The sequence below is a fragment of the Enterococcus sp. DIV1337a genome, from assembly GCF_051712285.1.
GTDB lineage: Bacteria > Bacillota > Bacilli > Lactobacillales > Enterococcaceae > Enterococcus > Enterococcus faecalis.
Genome location: NZ_JBIOOP010000001.1, coordinates 864048 through 880881 on the forward strand (window position 1 = coordinate 864048; position 16834 = coordinate 880881).

Consider the following 16834-nt stretch of genomic DNA (forward strand, 5'->3'; position numbering starts at 1 on the left):
GTAAGCTGTTTGGTACATCTTTTGCTATACTCTTTATAAGAATTGAGTGAAAGGGGCACTCGTTGATGAAGAATAATGAGCAAGAATTAGCGGGATTTTGGGATGAATTTGCAGAAGAATATGAAGAAATTCAACAAGAATCGCCGTTTCCAATTGCCCAAGAATTACGGGATTTCTTGGTCCAAGAAGGTCTTTTTCCGTGTCAGACATTTCTGGATATTGCAGGTGGGACAGGACGATACTTACCTTTTTTTCAAGAGCAAGTCACGGAGTACACGCTAGCTGATATTTCTCAGAGAATGTTGGAGATTGCGGAAGCAAAAGCACAAAGCAACGTTGTTTTTCTTCACCAAAGCCAAGAAAGATTGATTGAGACTGGGAGAAAATTTCAAGTCGTTTTTTCAGCGATGAATCCTGCTTTGGATACGCCGGAAAAAGTTAATGCATTATGCCAATTAAGTGAGGAATGGTGTCTTATATTTCGGCTAGTAGAAGAGCAAGATTCGTTGTTTTCTCCTTTTGAGCAAGAGAGCAACCCGCAGTTAAATTGGATGGCACAATACAAAGCATTTCTAAAAAAAGAACAGCGACCCTTTTTCACAAAAAGATTTTTCTTTGAAGCATCAGAAACTATTTCAAAAGACTTTTTCCGCCGCTATTTTGAAGAGCAATGGCCAGTTCCCATTTTAGAACAACGCATACAAGAAATTTTTGGTTCTCATGAAATTAAGCAAAATCAGCGTACTGTTATGTATGAATTAATTGCTATTCCATGTGAAAAAACAACCAGCGATCACTAATTAGCGCTGGTTGTTTTTCTTTTCTTTAACTGTGCGAAAGCTTTTTCTGGAATCTCTTTTTTATCAATTTTGACAGGAGATTGGATGATTCTTTTTTTACTAATGGTCGCTTCTATGTAAGCATTTGGCTCCAAAGGTTGAGGATTTTTGTCTGTCCGTTCATATTCCATGACTTGCGTTTTTCCATTACTTTTAACAAAAGTTAGTCGATAGTGTAAAGAATATTGCCCATCTATGCTTTTTTGATTGTCATCTACTGTTTGCGTTCGTTCAGGAATTTCTAGAGGAACTTGTGCATAGGCTTTTTCACCCTTATAGATATCTGCATAATAACGATAGCCTGTATAACCACCAACAATGAATAAGCCAATAAATAAAATAGCGCCAATTTTTTTCATTTTTTCTCCTCCTAACAATTTACAAAAATAGCATAGCAAAAGAAGAAGGAAATCGAACATCGAAAAAACGAACAGTTGTCTTACAAAACTGTTCGTTTTTTCAGTCTATTTAGCTTTCATCAGATAATAGATAGGAATCATTTTTCTTACGATAACTAAAGAAAATAACAAAGTACAGTAGGCCTGTTAAAATAGTGACACCTAACGAATTCGTAAATAAAATGCCAATAAAGATGAGGCCTAAAATGATTAAAGCAAGGAGATTAATACTTTTTTCAAAGAGAGACCCTCGTTTTAAAGAAAGAACAAATGCCGCAGCGCTAATTAAAATCCAAATTAACAAGACGGTGTAAGAAAGAGAACCGGCTAAGTAACCAAATAATTCATCGCCAACAAAATAAGAAAGAATAACGCCCAGGTATAAAACACTGGCGCAGAAGAAAACTGAACGTTGGGGTACTTGGTGCTTGTTTAAAACCGCTAGTTTGCTCATTGACCCTTTTTTGTCTTTTAAACGAAAATATAAAAGGCGAGAAGAGGCGTATACCCCAGAATTAATAGAAGAAAATAAGGCTAAAATAATCACAAAATTTACGATATCAGCAGCAAAAGGAATATTCATTTTTTCAAAAACCATAACAAATGGACTCACTGTCGTGCCTGCTAATGTATTCCAAGGGAAAATAATCAAAAGTAAGAATAATGGAATGATATAGAAGGAAATAATCCGTCCCATCACACCGCGAATCGCTTTAGGAATGGCTTTTTTAGGATCATCTGCTTCACTGACAGTGATCGCAATTAATTCTGAACCGCCATAAGAATAAATAACTACTAATAAAGAATTAACAATACCTTTCATGCCATGCGGGGCGAAGCCACCATGATTGGTGATGCTTTGTAAAGTAGGGAAGACACCACTGCCTAGCATTTGTTGTCCCACCAGATAAACACCAAAAATAATTAACAAAATGATGACACTAATTTTAGCAAACGCCAACCAATATTCCGTTTCTGCAAATAAGCGAACCGAGTAAAGATTAATAAGCGTCGTTAAAATAGCTAAAATGAAAACAAAAAACCAAGCAGGAATATTAGGAAACCAAAGTTGTAAAAAGGAAGCTGCGGCAACCGCTTCTGCGATAATATTAATTGTCCACATGGAATAATAAACCCAATCAATAAAGTCAGCAGAATGAGGGCCTAAAAATGGTCGAACTAAGCCAGATAAACCATGATGCGTGTCTCCACCATCTAAAACAAGTTTCCCTAAACCGTTCATGACGATAAAGAGAACAGCGCCCCCGATTAGAAAAGCGATTAAAACAGAAGGACCAGCAATGCCAATTGCTTCGCCACTTCCTTTAAAAAGACCTGCGCCAATCGCTCCCCCTAAGGCTAACATCGTAATATGGCGCGAGCTTAATTGTTTTTTTAAGGTTGTTTGTTGTGTTTCACTCATAGGATTCTCCTTTAATTGAAAAAAATAATATGAAAATAACTTTCTTTATTATATACAATTTTCTGACAATTACAACTATTCTGTCAATGAAAATGAAAAAATAAGTGAAAAATATTGTGAAAATAAAAAAATCGAGCAATTTAAGGGATTAAAATCGCTCAATTTTTTTATTAATTTTTATTTTTTAATAGAGTCATAATGGTTAATGGAACAGTAATGACCACATAGCCGATGATACTAGCCACTACTAAGTAAGCTATTGGACTCGAGAAATTAAATAAGTCCGTTAAAAGTATTGCGACAATCATTGAAATAGCATAACAAATGAATAATTGAATAAACCGTTTTGCAGACAAAAAATCACCTCTTCCTAATTAGTAAAAGTCTCTTTTCAATCATTTAGTATACACCTGAAAAGAAGAATAAACTATTATTAATTAAAAGAAAAAGTGAAACAACTAGCGGATTTTTTGTTCAGATGTTTATCTTAAGAGTTAGAAATTGGAACATAAAGTCATTTATGACGTTGGCTTCGTGTAAATTGAGAAGTCTCGTCCTCTCTAGTGGTTGGTTGCTGCGTTCGTTGTACGGATTGCTTTTCTGGCTCGCTCTTTTTTTCAACATCAGTCACAATAGTTGGCTTCTGAGAAGGTGGGACAGTTGTTTTTTTGTTTAAAGTTGACGTAGTTCTTTTTGTTTCTTGCTTTTGTTGCTTTTTATTATTTTTATCATTGCCAGTGACTGTTAAATAAATAATCAGAAAAATCATTAGGATCGTTGCGACAATTAATAGAATAAACATGTTAAATGAAATGAACATGCATGGCCCTCGTTTCTAGTTTTTTCTTAGTTTACCAAAATTTCAAAATTTCGTCACTCTTTTCTTCAGAAAAAAACGAATTTCTAAGGGGGTAAAAGAAACTTTTATAAAAAAGCCACCTTTTTTTTGTGTGAAAATGCACAAAATTTCTGAAATCGTTTGCTGTTAAAACCAGATACTGGTAAAATAATTATTGTATAAGAATCATTTTAAAAAACGATTTTTGTTACAGATAACGTATTTGTTGAAAAGGCACTGTGAAGTAGTTAGAGACGACAGCCAAGTGACTTTTAATGACAGCCGCCCGATTGATTTCATGGAGCCTTTTCCTAGAAAACGAGGAGGTTATTTTGCGTGAAAGTGAGTATATTTTCGACATGCGTGGTGGATTTACTTTTTCCAAATGTAGGTCAAGCAATGGTAGAGGTTTTGGAACGGTATGGCTGTGAAACGGTTTTACCAACAAACCAAACGTGTTGTGGTCAGCCAACATACAACAGTGGCTATGTGACAGAGAGCACGACAACACTTAAGAATCAAATTGATAGTTTTGACGGTGCCGATTATGTGGTGGGGCCTGCGGGCTCTTGTGTCGGCATGATGAAAGAATACCACAAATTTTTAGCAGATGATCCTATTTATGGGCCAAAAGCACAACGTTTAGCTGAGCGAACTTATGAGTTTAGTCAGTTTCTTTATCGTGTCTTAGGGGTCAAAGATGTTGGCGCAACGTTATATGGGAAAGCCACTTATCATCGTTCTTGTCATATGACCAGAATTTTAAATGAACGTGAATCTCCCTTTATTTTGTTGGATCATGTGAAAGGATTAGAGATGATTCCTTTAGGACATCTTGAAAATTGTTGCGGATTTGGTGGGACGTTTTCAGTGAAAATGCCAGCTATTTCTGAACAAATGGTGACGGAAAAAATGAACGATGTGATTGATACAGGCGCAGAAATTTTAATTAGTGCTGATATGGGTTGTCTGATGAATATCGGAGGTAAATTCAATCGTGATGGGAAAAAGATTAAGATTATGCATATTGCAGAAGTCCTTAATCACGAAGTGGATGAAGCACGCATGGACCAACCGCAAATCATATCGGTAGGGTAAGGGGGAAGAACTGTGGGATTATCAACGAGCAATCAGCCGTTAAGTGAACGAATTGAAGAAAGTAAAAAAGATGTGTTTATGCAAAAAGCTGTCGCCAAAGCACAAGATGCCCAATGGGAGAAACGAGAAGGTGCGCGTGAAGCTTTAGGCAATTGGCCACAATGGCGTGAACTGGGAGAACAAATTCGTCAACATACGATTCAATATCTGCCTGACTATTTAGAAGAGTTCAGTGATAACGTCGCCAAACGAGGTGGAAAAGTCTTTTTTGCTCAAACTGCCGAAGAGGCCAATGAATATGTGAAACAAGTGGTTCTAGAAAAAAAGGCGAAAAAAATTGTAAAATCTAAATCAATGGTGACGACCGAAGTCGATATTGATCCAATGTTATTGGGATTAGACGATGTCAGTGTGATGGAAACAGATTTGGCGGAATTCATTTTACAAATGGATGACTGGGATGAGCCGTCACATATTGTTTTCCCAAGTATTCATAAAAATCGCGAACAAATTCGTCAGGTTTTTGCGAAAAAATTAGGGTATCAAGGAGATAATGACCCAGTAAATTTGGCACGTTGTGCACGAGAAGTAATGCGGAAATTCTTTTTGGAAGCGGAGATTGGCATTACAGGTTGTAATTTCGCTATTGCGGATAGCGGCTTAATTAACTTAAATACAAATGAAGGAAATGCTGATCTGACCATCAGTATTCCTAAGACACAAATCGTGTTAATGGGAATGGAAAGAATCGTACCAACGATACGTGAAGCAGAGGTTTTAGATAACCTTTTAGCCAGAAGTGCCGTTGGTCAAAATTTGACAACGTATGTTACATTTGCTGGGCAAAAAAATGCGGATGAATCCGATGGTCCAGAAGAATTTCACGTGGTCATTTTGGATAACGGACGTTCAAAAGCGTTAGGAACAGCCTTTCAGCCAGTCTTACAGTGTATTCGTTGTGGGTCTTGTCTGAATGTTTGTCCTGTTTATCGCCATATTGGTGGGCACGGTTATGGCTCTATTTATCCAGGACCAATTGGTGCTGTCCTTTCCCCAATTTTAGGCGGATATAAACAGTTTGGGGAATTGCCTTATGCGTCTAGTCTTTGTGGTGCATGTACGGAAACATGTCCTGTGAAAATTCCATTGCACGAATTATTAATTGAACATCGTAAAGTGATGACCGATGATCTGAAAATGAAACATGGATTTGAAGATTTCCAAATGCGTATGGTAGGCAAAGCCACTGGTTCACCAGCAATGTTTAAAGCAGCCATGAAAGTCGATCATGCTGCAGCGGGCATTTTAAGTAAACAAAAAGAAATTACTGTTGAAAACATGTATAATCATGGGGGCTATCTTGATAAAGGGCCAGGGTTAGTAAAAGGTTGGACCGATGTTCGCGATTTGCCAAGACCACCAAAATCTTCGGAAAATTTCAGAAGTTGGTTCAAAAAACATCAAGAAGGTGAAAAAAATGACTAATGAAGCGATTCAAAATCGAGAACCTTTTTTACAAAACCTACGAGAAAAATTAGGCGTAGAAAAACAGCCTGTTTCGGCCCATCCATTTGAGCCAATTAATCATTTGCCAGAAGAACAGTTGGCAGATAAAACACCAGCAGAGCTATTAACGATTGTGAAAGAACGTGTGCAAACGATTCACACGAACTTAGTGGAAACTACACAAGAAAATTTACTGACGACGATTCAGCAAATTGTTGCTGAGTTTGGTGGGGGCAATCTTTTATTGCCAACAGATACACGTTTTGAAACCTATGGATTAGCTGATTTAGCTAAGTCATTAGAGGATGTTTCTGTTAAGCAATGGCAACCTGGAAGTGAGCAACGAGAAGCGAATATTCAAACAGCTGCCCAAGCTAATATTGCGATTGCCTTTGCTGAGTTTTTACTAGCTGAATCAGGAACGATTGTGGTGGAATCCAATGCGGGACAAGGCAGAGCTTTACACTTTTTACCGAAGCATTACATTTCAATTATACCGTTTAGCAAACTCGTTCCACGTTCGACTCAGCCAGCAGCTTTTTATACAGAAAAAATAGAAAAAGGCGAAAAAATCGGCTCAGCGATTCACTTTATTTCAGGGCCTTCTAATTCAGGAGATATTGAAATGCAACTGGTTGTCGGGTTGCATGGTCCTTTAGAAGTTTGTTACGTGGTTGTGATGGATCGCTAAAACGCTAGAAGCATAATCAATTCAGCCCTTTTTAGAATTGATTATGCTTTTTTTATGAGCAGAATCAAAAAAGTAAGAATCAAATTTGAAAGAAATACGTTTTTTTTCTGATCATTTTGTAAAAAAAGCGTACATAAAAAATTAATTGAGTGTTAAGCACTATAGGATTGATTTACTTTGTGGTAGAATATGAGTCATAAGATAATAAGGTTTTTGGAGGAATGAGTTTGAAATCAAAAGAATTAATTAAAACAGTAGTCTTTTTTGCCTGTTTGGCTTTGGGTCTGTTTTTACTGAGACAATTTGTATTTACGCCTGTCGTAGTGAGAGGTCATTCAATGGATCCAACGTTAGCAGATGGTGAACGGGTAATTACATTAAAAAACACAGAAATTAATCGTTTCGATATTATTACTTTCCCAGCGCCAGATGAACCAGATAAAAATTATATTAAACGTGTGATTGGTTTACCTGGAGATACAATTGCATACAAGGATGATACGTTGTACATCAATGGAAAAGAAGTTGACGAACCCTATTTAGATGAATTTAAAAAAGCCTTAACAGATGGTCAACCTTTGACAGGCGATTTTTCACTAAAAGAAAAAGTGCCAGCAGATAGCTACTTTGTTTTAGGTGATAATCGACGTAATTCAAAAGATGGTCGTGTCATTGGTTTTATTCATAAAAAAGATATTTTGGGTGAAGTGAAATTTGTTATGTGGCCATTCTCACGGTTTGGTCCGATACCAGAAGTGTCAAAACAATAAAAGATACAATGAGTAAAAGTGAAGGGCGGAAATGTGTAAAAACAAACACATGTTTCCGTCCTTCTTTTGTGGTAAAATAAAGGCAGTGCAAAGGAAAAGGATGTGAAACCATGAGTGTGCAGTTTATTAGAGGAACCGCCGTGGCAGATTTAGAAGCGCCACTTATACAGGCGACAAAACAATGGCTAGAAGAAGACGCACAGCATGAAGTATTCTATTTAGTCCCGAACCATATTAAATTTGAGCAAGAAATTCAAGTCTTGCAAAAGTTACGTCAATTACAGACAACCTCGTCTGATTCAATAACCAGTACCCGTCTGCAGGTTTTTAGTTTTTACCGTTTGGCTTGGTACTATTTACAACATACACCTTTTTACTCGGCAGATGTTTTATCTGATGCAGGAGCTGCAATGATTTTTCGCAAAATTTTAGTAGAAGCAGAAGAAGAGTTGCAAATTTTTAGAGGTGAAATTAACAAGCCTGGCTTTATTCAGCAACTATTTCAGCTTTATCAAGAAATGCGTGAAGGCAATATTGAAATTGCGGAGCTTTATCCATTTTTAGAAAAACAAACGGAGAATCCTAAAGGACAAGATTTACAACTTAAGTTTCAAGATTTAACGTTAATTTTTACACGATTCCAATTACAAATGAGTCAGTATGGCTATGAATCAGCGGAGATTATTCAACATTTAAGCGAGTATTTACAAACGGTTGATTTGTCGCATGTTCAATTCGTTATTTCAGGTTATCAGCAGTTTACTGCTAGAGAATTAAAGTTGATTGAAGTGCTAATGGCACAAGCAGGTTCTGTGAAAGTAGCCCTTTTATTGGACAAACAATATCCGCATGACTTACCTGATCCGCGGTCATTATTTTATGAAGCGGGTCAAACCTATCATCAGCTTTATCAACTAGCAAGACAGAAGCAAGTGCCGATTCTTTCAGATTATGTGGAAAAAAAAGAGATATTAATTACAAATCCAGACTTGCAAGGATTAAACGATTATTGGATTCAATCGCAAGAACACCTACCTACATTAAGCACCACTGACTGGAGGGGCGATGGTTTATTTCTGTGGCGTGCTGAAAACGTTAAAGAAGAATTAACACATGTTGCAACCGAAATTCGCCGTTTAGTGGTGGAAGAAGGGTATCGTTACAAAGAAATTCAGGTATTGACTCGTGATTTAGATTGTTATGAAAATTTATTAGAACCGATTTTTGCGGAACATGGGATCCCTGTTTATGTTGACCGAGATATGGCTATGGATCGGCATCCTTTAGTCGAATGGATTGAGTCTTTATTTGCTATTCATACGTACAATTATCGTTATCGAGATGTGCTTCGTTTTTTGAGAACGGAATTATTTATGCCAATGAATCAACACGCTACTTCTGAAGAAAGCTTGACTGATTGGTTAAACCAGCGGAATGCTTGGCGCAGAAAAGTTGATATTACCGAAAATGTAGTCCTGGCATACGGCTATGAAGGCTATTATTGGTCGCAAGAAAAAGATTGGGAATTTATTCGGTATGATTTTGAAGCGGAAGAGCAAGAAGATGTCGCTACGATGGAAGAAGAGTCAAATGCGATTCGTCAATCGCTTCAACGGCTGCTGCCTAGTTACTTTCAAGCAATGATAAGTGCCGAAACTGGTTTGGAAGCAGCGACCGTCTTCTATCACTTTTTACTGCAAAGTGGTGTGGCAACGCAATTAAAAATGTGGCGCTTACAAGCTATCGAAGCAGGTCAATTAGAAACAGCTCGTAACCACGAACAGACTTGGGATGCATTAATGTCGTTACTAGATGAATATGTCACTGTTTATGGAGAAAGTTTGTTTGATTTTACAACGTTTCAGGAAATATTTGTTAGTGGCTTGGAAGGTTTACACTATAGTAAAGTACCGACAGCGATTGACCAAGTACAAGTTCGGGCAATGGATTTAACGCGACCTGGCGCCGTCAAGGTTACTTTTGCTATTGGGATGACGGAAGAAATTTTTCCACAAAAGATTGAAAATAAAACATTATTGTCTGATGAAGAACGTCAGACAATCAATGATACTTTAACGGAAAACCAATATTTACGTGGGACAACCGGGCGCAAAATTGCGCAAGAACCTTTTGTTGCATATCTCGTCTTTTCTTCAGCGCGAGAACGGTTATATTTAACCTATCCAAGTGTTAAAGACACCGCTCAAGAAGTCAAACCGTCTCCTTATTTTAAAAATATCCAAAAAGATTTAAACTTGCCCGTTTTTGAAAAAAATGAAACAACCATTTTCGATGATGAAACGACCAGTTTAGCCCATATTAGTACGTATCGGACGTTAATCGGTGAATTAACGCGCTTGAAAAGACAACGGAAAGAAACACAAGAAGGATTGTTGCCTTTCTGGTTAAATATGGAAAAAGCGCTAATGAACCAACCAATTGCTTCGCTAGCCAAACAAGTTTTCGAAAGTTTAACGCATCAAAATATTCCTGAAAAAATTGACGAGGTCTTAGCTGAACCTTTATACGGAAAAGATATTTATACATCCGTTTCTCGGATGGAAAGTTTTTATCGGTGTCAATATCAATACTTTTCTCGCTATGGCTTACGTTTGAAAGAAAGAGATGTCTTTGGGCTTTCGCCAGCAGCTACAGGGGAATTTTTCCATGAAGCATTGGATCAGTTCTTTAAATTATTGATTATGAATCAACGGAACTTATCTGAGCTAACCGATCAGGAAGTCAATTTATTGGCGGAGGAAGTGCTAAATAGTATTTTAGGGGATGCGCGTTTTTCCGTATTAACAACCTCTAGTCGCATGAACTATATTCGCTATCAATTGAGTCAAACAATTAAAAAAGTCAGTTGGGCGCTGAAACGCCAAAGTCAACGAAGTGGCATGACGACTGTTCAAACGGAAGTGTTATTTGGCCAAATTGCCGCTAAAAAAGGAATTTCTGGTTTGGAACTACCATTAAAAAATCAAGGGAAAATTCATGTTCGTGGGAAAATCGACCGGATTGATCAATTGGTTACACCCGAATCAACCTATTTAGGTGTGATTGATTATAAATCGAGTCACCGTAAATTTAATATGACAGAAGCGTATTACGGCTTAGCCATGCAAATGCTGACGTACTTGGATGTGGCTTTAATGGATGCTGTACAATTAGTTGGTCAAGAAGCCAAACCTGCTGGCTCACTTTATCTGCATGTACACAATCCTACGTTATCTTATGAAGGCAAAGACGACATTGAACAACAAATGCTTAAAAAATATCAGTTTGACGGTCTTTTGATGAAAGACCCAGATTTATTGGATCACTTAGATACGAGTCTGCAAGCCAAACAAAGTTCGTTGCTGTTTCCGATTGAAGAATCCGCCAAAGAACAAATTAAACCTGGTCGTCGCCAAGAAGATAAATTTGTGACAGAACCAGAATTAGGCGCGTTGCTTTCCCATAACCGAAATAAATTTATTGAAGCGGGGAATCAAATTATTGGCGGTGAAGTTCAACTTAATCCCGCTTATCAAGGCAAGGAACGGATTGCTTGTCGCTATTGTCCGTTTCGAAGTGTCTGTGATTTTGATGTGATGTTAAAAGAAAATAATTATCATCGTATTGAGAATTTATCCAAAGAGGAAATTATGGCGCGCTTGTTAAACAAAGATGAGGAAGGAGCAACCGAAGATGAGTAAAACAATTCCACTACGTCCAGCCAATGAGCAATTCACCGACAGTCAATGGCAAGCGGTGTTTGATGGCGATGAAAATATCTTAGTTTCTGCTTCGGCTGGCTCAGGAAAAACCACTGTTTTAGTCCGCCGTGTCATTGAAAAAGTCAAAAGCGGCGTCGATATCGATCGTCTCTTGATTGTGACGTACACTGAGGCCGCTGCCCGTGAGATGAAAGAACGTATTCAAGTGGCTTTACAAAATGCAATTAATGAAGAACAAGATCCAGAAAGAAGACGGCATTTTTCTCGTCAAATTGCTCTTTTGCCAACAGCCAATATCAGCACGTTACATGCCTTTTGTTTAACTGTTATTCGTCGTTTTTATTATTTAATTGACATAGATCCAGTTTTTCGAATGTTAACAGATGAAACAGAAACATTGTTATTAAAAGAAGATGTTTGGGATGCGTTACGTGAACAATTTTATGAGGAAAATCAAGAAGCGTTTTACCAATTAACAGCGAATTTTTCCAATGACCGCAGTGATGACGGCCTCACTAACTTAATTTTTTCTTTTTATGAATTTGCCAAAGCCAATCCTGATCCAGAGGCGTGGATTAGTGGTTTAACACAAGCCTACGAAGTGGGGGATCAGCTAGGCGAATCAACGTTATTTCAGACGTACTTAAAACCGCTAGCAGTTGAGACGTTACAACGAACTCTTCAGCGTTACGAAGAAATGGTGACCTTAACAGAGGGCGAAGAGAAACTTCAAAAGATTTGGTATTTAGCTCAAAATGAAAAGGAACAAACAAAACAATTTTTACAATTTTTAGAGAGAAATGATTTAGAAAGCGCCTATAATTTGACTGAATTATTGAGCTTTGAACGCTACCCGACAGTTCGTGCCGAAGAGTTGAAACCGACCGCAGAACAAGCCAAACAGTTACGAGAGCAAAATAAAAAAGCCTTAAATGATTTGAAAAAGCAATTGTTTACACTTTCTCCAGATGCCATGAAACAAGTCTTGAAAGAGGCCACGCCCATTGTTCAAGAAATGGCCCACGTGGGTAAACAATTTATGGAGGCCTATGGCGCAGAAAAACGGCTTAAAAATTTAGTGGATTTTAACGATTTAGAACATTATACGTTAGCTATTTTAGCGAAAAATCAGGCAGATGGCTGGCAAGCATCAGAAGCCTCTGTTTACTATCGCGAAAAATTTGATGAAGTGTTAGTCGATGAATACCAAGATATCAATCAATTACAAGAATCAATTTTGTATTGGTTGCGCCGCCCTCTTAGCACAGAAGGAAATCTTTTTATGGTAGGGGATGTGAAACAGTCTATTTATTCTTTCCGTTTGGCAGATCCTACGTTGTTTATTGAAAAATACAATCAGTATGGACAAGGTAAAGAGGGCAAGCGAATTATTCTAGCTGAAAATTTTCGTTCCCGCAAAAACGTTTTAGACTTTACGAATTTAGTATTTAGTCAATTAATGGATGAGCGAGTGGGCCAAATCGCTTACGATGAGTCAGCCGCTTTGGTTCATGGCTTTGATCAGTTTTCGGAGTCGGCTGTTTATTCAACTGAATTGCTGATTTATGAAAAAAAAGCAACAGAATCAGTTGAATTTCCAGAATTACAATCCCCTGAGTTGTTGATTGAAGATAAGACAGAAGGGGAACTTTATGTCACTGCTTTGAAAATTCGTGAATTAATTGACCAGAATTTCTTAATTTATGATAAAAAGCTGAAAATGGATCGACCGATTACTTATCAAGATATTGTCTTATTAACACCTACGAAGAAAAATAATTTAACTATTTTAGATGTTTTTAAATCATTAGAAATTCCAGTTCAAGTCAATGATGCTCAAAATTATTTCCAAGCAACGGAGATTCGTACAATGATTGCCTTACTTCAATTGATTGATAATCCTTATCAGGACATTCCTTTAGCAGCTGTGTTACGTTCACCAATTGTGGGATTAAAAGAAAACGAATTAGTGCTTATTCGTTTGGCTAATAAGGAAGCCAGTTACTACGAAGCATTTTTAACGTTTAATCAAAAGATGGAACCAACCATGGAGGAAGCAGTTGTTCAGGAAAAAACTATACGTTTTGCTGAATCATTAGAAAAATGGCGAGAACAGGCTCGACGCAACCAGATTAGCAACTTGCTGTGGACGATTTATCGGGAAACGGCCTACCTTGATTATGTTGGCGGGTTGCCTGTTGGCAAACAACGCCAAGCCAATTTATATGCGTTGGTGGATCGGGCCGCGGCGTATGAAAAAACAACCTTCCGCGGATTATTTCAATTTGTTCGCTTCATCGAAAAAATGCAAGAAAAAGACAAAGATTTAGCGGAACCAGTCGTTTTAAGTGAAGAGAATGCCGTACGCGTCATGACGATTCACGCTAGTAAAGGGTTAGAATTTCCGGTGGTATTCGTTTTAGATATGACCAAAGAATTTAATGTCAGTGATTTGAATGAACGCTATATCTTTGAAGAAAATTTAGGGGTAGGCATTCGTTATTTACAACCTGAAGAACGAGTTATGTACGATACTTTACCATTTTTGGCGATTAAACAAGTACGATTGAGAAAATTACTATCCGAAGAAATGCGGAAGTTATATGTGGCGTTGACACGTGCAGAACAGAAACTTTTTCTGGTGGGCTCCTATAAAGACCAAGCGGCGATGTGGAAAGAGTGGCTGAAAGTTGGCGATGTAGAAACACTGGTGCTACCAGCTGAAAATCGCTTGCAAAGTAAAAGTAGTTTAATGAATTGGGTTGGGATGACATTGGTACGCCATCAAAAAGCCGATGAATATCAGCAAGAAGTAGTAGTAAGTAACGTTCCCCAAGTCAAAAAGCACCCAGCTAACTTTCATATTCAGTGGTTCAACGAAGAACAACTACGAGCAGCCATTCAGCAATTACAATTACCAGAAAGACAAGCAGAGGATTTAGCCGAAAAAGCGCAATTATCTGCTGACAAAATCAATCGTGGCCTTGCACGGTTAAGTTTCAACTATCCGTTTGAAGTGGCTACTCGGACCACCAGTTATCAGTCTGTTTCTGAAATCAAGCGAGTATTTGATGACCCCGACAACAAAGAAATTGGTAAAATTGAGGTTCGGGAAGACAATACTATTCAGGCGCAACCGTTAATTGTCAATCGAATGATTGAAGGAGATTTAAGTAAGCCTAAATTTTTAGATACGGTTCAAGCGCCCTCAGCAGCTGAAATTGGGACAGCAACCCATTATTTATTACAACTAATTGATTTAAGTACGCAACCTTCTTATGAGGAAGTGCGAGCTGTTCAAGAACGCTTAGTGGAAAATAAATTGATTTTACCAGCAATTGCTGAAAAAATGAATCTGGAACAAATCGTGGCCTTCTTTGACACCGCCTTAGGAAAACAATTGATTCAACACCATCAAACCGTTAGAAGGGAACAACCTTTTTCTATGCTGATTGAAGCAGAAGAGCTCATTCAAAATTATCCAGAAACGACACAAGATGATTTATTAATTCATGGGATTATTGATGGCTATATCGAATTAGACAATCAATGCATTTTGTATGACTATAAAACCGATCATGTAAAAGGCACCTCTCCCCAAGCAATTTCTGAAATTGTCGAACGGTATCGCGGACAGATGAATCTTTATCGTAGAGCGCTACAAGAGGCAACGCATAAAGAGGTGTCGCACGTCTATTTAATTTTATTAAATGGAGGAGTAATTATTGACATGCAGACAGGAAATGTTGTAGATTTTATAAAGTAGAAAAAATTAGAAGCAGAAACACTTACATTTTGTAAGGAATGTGCTATACTCATTGAAGAGGTGAGGAAGATGGAAAAAGTAAAAACAGGATCGTTTGTACTTTGTCCCAAATTTGAAAAATCATTTTCAATACTTGGTAAAAAATGGAATGGTTTAATTATTGATGTTTTATTAGAACGAGGTCCTCAACGTTTTGGCGAATTAAAAGAAAAAATTCCAATGCTAAGTGATCGTGTCTTAGTAGAGCGATTGAAGGAACTAGAAGCTGAAGGGATTATCACCAAAGCTGTTCGTTGCGGTGAAGGAAATCGCTTAGAATATTTCCTGACCGAAAAAGGCGAAGACTTGCAATTAGCAATGGAACAAATTCAACATTGGGCAGAAAAATGGGTAAAAGACGAAGAATGCAGTTGACCGCAAGCAAAACTTCTTGTAAACTAAACGTAATTAAATAACTAAAAAAACAGTGATGGAAACAAGTAGTTTGAATTGACGTGTTTTAGGGAGAATCAGCCAGAGACTGGAAGCTGATTTACACAGTCACCAAGCGAAATTCACTTCCTGAGTTTGTTTGTTTTCAAGAGGAAAACAAACCGGTAATTGCCGTTAAATGAAATGAGTGCATGACAATAATTTGTTATGAATTAGGATGGTAACACGATAGCTCGTTCCTTTGAAAGGAATGGGTTATCGTTTTTTTTTAGTTTAAATAAAAAGATAGAGGGGAACGCATAATGACATTACAAGCGCAATTAGAAGCTCTTAGAGACAATACGCTCAAAGAAATCGCACAAGTTGCTACTTTGAAAGAATTAAACCAAATTCGTGTAGAAACATTAGGAAAAAAAGGGCCAATCACCGAAGTATTAAGAGGTATGAAAAACCTTTCACCAGAAGAACGACCAGTGGTGGGGGGCTTTGCAAATGAAATCCGCGATTTATTAACTGAAGCAATTGAAGCCCGCAAAGTTATTTTAGAAAACGAAGCATTAAATGCGGCACTAAAAGAAGAAAGTTTAGATGTAACTTTACCTGGAAAACAAATGCCTCAAGGCACACGTCATATTTTGACACAAGTCATGGAAGAGATTGAAGATATTTTCTTAGGTATGGGTTATCAAGTAGTGGAAGGATACGAAGTAGAATCAGATCATTATAATTTCGAACGCATGAATCTACCAAAAGATCATCCAGCACGCGACATGCAAGATACGTTTTATATTTCAGATGAGATGTTAATTCGTACGCATACTTCACCAGTTCAAGCTCGAACAATGGAAAAACACGATTTTTCCAAAGGTGCATTGCGAATGATTTCTCCTGGGAAAGTATTCCGTCGTGATACAGATGATGCGACACACAGTCACCAATTCCATCAGATTGAAGGCCTTGTTGTCGATAAAAATATCACAATGGGTGATTTAAAAGGCACGTTAGAAGTCATGATGAAAAAAATGTTTGGTGAAGAGCGTAAAATCCGTTTACGTCCTAGCTACTTCCCCTTTACAGAACCATCTGTTGAAGTGGATGTTAGTTGTTTCAAATGTGGTGGTGCAGGTTGTAACGTCTGCAAACACACAGGTTGGATTGAAATTTTAGGTGCGGGGATGGTTCATCCAGATGTTTTGCAAATGTCAGGAATTGATCCAACCGATTACTCAGGTTTTGCCTTTGGCTTAGGACCTGATCGCGTTGCTATGTTACGTTATGGTGTGAATGATATCCGTAATTTTTATCAAAATGATTTACGTTTCTTAAATCAATTCAAGGTAAAGGAGTAGTT

General features: G+C 37.6%; 13 protein-coding genes and 1 other annotated feature. Of the genes, 9 read left to right on the forward strand and 4 right to left on the reverse strand.

Annotated elements, in window-relative coordinates:
- The first annotated feature begins 65 nt into the window (after window positions 1-65).
- Window positions 66-800, forward strand: coding sequence for a class I SAM-dependent methyltransferase (locus IGL49_RS04260; RefSeq protein WP_104854295.1), 735 nt, complete (start codon window positions 66-68; stop codon window positions 798-800).
- Here the strand turns inward: IGL49_RS04260 and IGL49_RS04265 are convergent.
- The 4 genes from IGL49_RS04265 to IGL49_RS04280 form a co-directional block, all read right to left on the reverse strand.
- The gene (locus tag IGL49_RS04265; protein ID WP_104854296.1) at window positions 797-1198 is read right to left on the reverse strand and encodes a YxeA family protein; all 402 of its coding nucleotides are present in this window, start codon (window positions 1196-1198) and stop codon (window positions 797-799) included. The two genes, IGL49_RS04260 and IGL49_RS04265, sit on opposite strands and share 4 nt — an antisense overlap.
- 109 nt (window positions 1199-1307) lie before the next feature.
- Window positions 1308-2660 carry an amino acid permease gene (locus IGL49_RS04270; protein WP_104854297.1) on the reverse strand — a complete coding sequence of 451 codons (1353 nt, stop codon included), beginning with the start codon at window positions 2658-2660 and terminating at the stop codon, window positions 1308-1310.
- Between the two features lie 170 nt (window positions 2661-2830).
- Window positions 2831-3016, reverse strand: a complete 186-nt coding sequence (locus IGL49_RS04275) for a hypothetical protein (RefSeq protein ID WP_002358046.1) — start codon at window positions 3014-3016, stop codon at window positions 2831-2833.
- A gap of 158 nt (window positions 3017-3174) precedes the next feature.
- Window positions 3175-3462, reverse strand: a complete 288-nt coding sequence (locus IGL49_RS04280; RefSeq protein WP_162782572.1) for a hypothetical protein — start codon at window positions 3460-3462, stop codon at window positions 3175-3177.
- Window positions 3463-3834: 372 nt separating this feature from the next.
- Here IGL49_RS04280 and IGL49_RS04285 point away from each other — a divergent pair, with 372 nt between their 5' ends.
- The 8 genes from IGL49_RS04285 to pheS all read left to right on the forward strand — a co-directional run bounded on the left by IGL49_RS04285 (window position 3835) and on the right by pheS (window position 16832).
- Window positions 3835-4596 carry a (Fe-S)-binding protein gene (locus tag IGL49_RS04285; RefSeq protein ID WP_104854299.1) on the forward strand — a complete coding sequence of 254 codons (762 nt, stop codon included), beginning with the start codon at window positions 3835-3837 and terminating at the stop codon, window positions 4594-4596.
- 12 nt (window positions 4597-4608) lie between these two features.
- Window positions 4609-6081, forward strand: a complete 1473-nt coding sequence (locus tag IGL49_RS04290) for a LutB/LldF family L-lactate oxidation iron-sulfur protein (protein ID WP_104854300.1) — start codon at window positions 4609-4611, stop codon at window positions 6079-6081.
- A complete protein-coding gene (locus IGL49_RS04295; protein WP_104854301.1) occupies window positions 6074-6793 on the forward strand; it encodes a LutC/YkgG family protein in 720 nt (239 codons plus the stop codon). Before IGL49_RS04290 ends, IGL49_RS04295 begins: the two co-directional genes overlap by 8 nt.
- 221 nt (window positions 6794-7014) lie before the next feature.
- On the forward strand, window positions 7015-7563 hold the full coding sequence (gene lepB, locus IGL49_RS04300; RefSeq protein ID WP_002358039.1) for a signal peptidase I: 549 nt from the start codon (window positions 7015-7017) through the stop codon (window positions 7561-7563).
- A 110-nt stretch (window positions 7564-7673) separates the two neighbouring features.
- Window positions 7674-11264: a PD-(D/E)XK nuclease family protein gene (locus IGL49_RS04305; protein WP_104854302.1), complete on the forward strand. Its 3591-nt coding sequence runs from the start codon at window positions 7674-7676 to the stop codon at window positions 11262-11264.
- Entirely contained in the window at window positions 11257-15051 is a 3795-nt protein-coding gene (gene addA / locus IGL49_RS04310; protein WP_104854303.1) for a helicase-exonuclease AddAB subunit AddA, read from the forward strand. Before IGL49_RS04305 ends, addA begins: the two co-directional genes overlap by 8 nt.
- Before the next feature lie 69 nt (window positions 15052-15120).
- Complete coding sequence (locus tag IGL49_RS04315) at window positions 15121-15465, forward strand: winged helix-turn-helix transcriptional regulator (protein ID WP_104854304.1); 345 nt, start codon at window positions 15121-15123, stop codon at window positions 15463-15465.
- A gap of 43 nt (window positions 15466-15508) precedes the next feature.
- Window positions 15509-15727 (forward strand) — a binding site (T-box leader).
- 58 nt (window positions 15728-15785) lie between these two features.
- Window positions 15786-16832: a phenylalanine--tRNA ligase subunit alpha gene (pheS, locus tag IGL49_RS04320; protein ID WP_104854305.1), complete on the forward strand. Its 1047-nt coding sequence runs from the start codon at window positions 15786-15788 to the stop codon at window positions 16830-16832.
- The last annotated feature ends 2 nt before the right edge of the window (window positions 16833-16834 follow it).